The sequence below is a fragment of the Streptomyces olivaceus genome, assembly GCF_000721235.1.
GTDB classification, from domain to species: Bacteria; Actinomycetota; Actinomycetes; order Streptomycetales; family Streptomycetaceae; genus Streptomyces; species Streptomyces olivaceus.
Genome location: NZ_JOFH01000118.1, coordinates 1 through 680 on the forward strand (window position 1 = coordinate 1; position 680 = coordinate 680).

Here is a 680-nt window from a genome sequence, read left to right on the forward strand (position 1 = left end):
GATGTGGCGGGTGTGCGGTCGGGTGAGTCGGTGTTGGTGCATGCGGCTGCGGGTGGTGTGGGGATGGCTGCGGTGCAGTTGGCCCGGTGGTTGGGTGCGCAGGTGTGGGCGACGGCGAGTGAGTCGAAGTGGTCGGTGGTGCGGGGGTTGGGTGTGGCGGGGGAGCGGATTGCTTCGTCGCGGTCGGTGGGGTTTGCGGAGGTGTTCGGGCGGGGTGTGGGTTCGGGTGTGGATGTGGTGGTGGATTCGTTGGCGGGGGAGTTGGTGGATGCGTCGTTGGGGTTGGTGCGTCCGGGTGGCCGGTTCGTGGAGCTGGGGAAGGCGGATGTGCGGGATCCGGGTGAGGTGGCCGCGGCCTACGAGGGCGTGACGTACCGGGCGTTCGACCTCGTGGAAGCGGGACCGGACCGCATGGGGGAGATGCTGCGCGAGGTGGTCGGGCTCTTCGAGAGCGGCGTGCTGACGCGCCTGCCCCTCGGAGTGTGGGACGTGCGGCGGGCCGGCGAGGCGTTCGCGCTGATGAGCCGCGCCGGACATGTGGGGAAGCTGGTGCTCGATGTGCCGGCCGACACCGGCTCCGCCGTGGTGTCGTCGGTGGGGGATGGGGGTTGGGTGTTGGTGTCGGGTGGTTCGGGTGTGTTGGGTGGGGTGGTGGCGCGGTATTTGGTGGGGGTGCGGGG

1 protein-coding gene is annotated in these 680 nt (G+C 70.3%); it reads left to right on the plus strand.

All coding sequences use genetic code 11. The annotated features are described in order from the left end of the window. Positions 1–63: 63 nt before the first annotated feature. Positions 64–680 (plus strand): zinc-binding dehydrogenase (locus tag IG94_RS39450; RefSeq protein ID WP_346009438.1); only part of this gene is annotated, 617 nt, incomplete at its 3' end.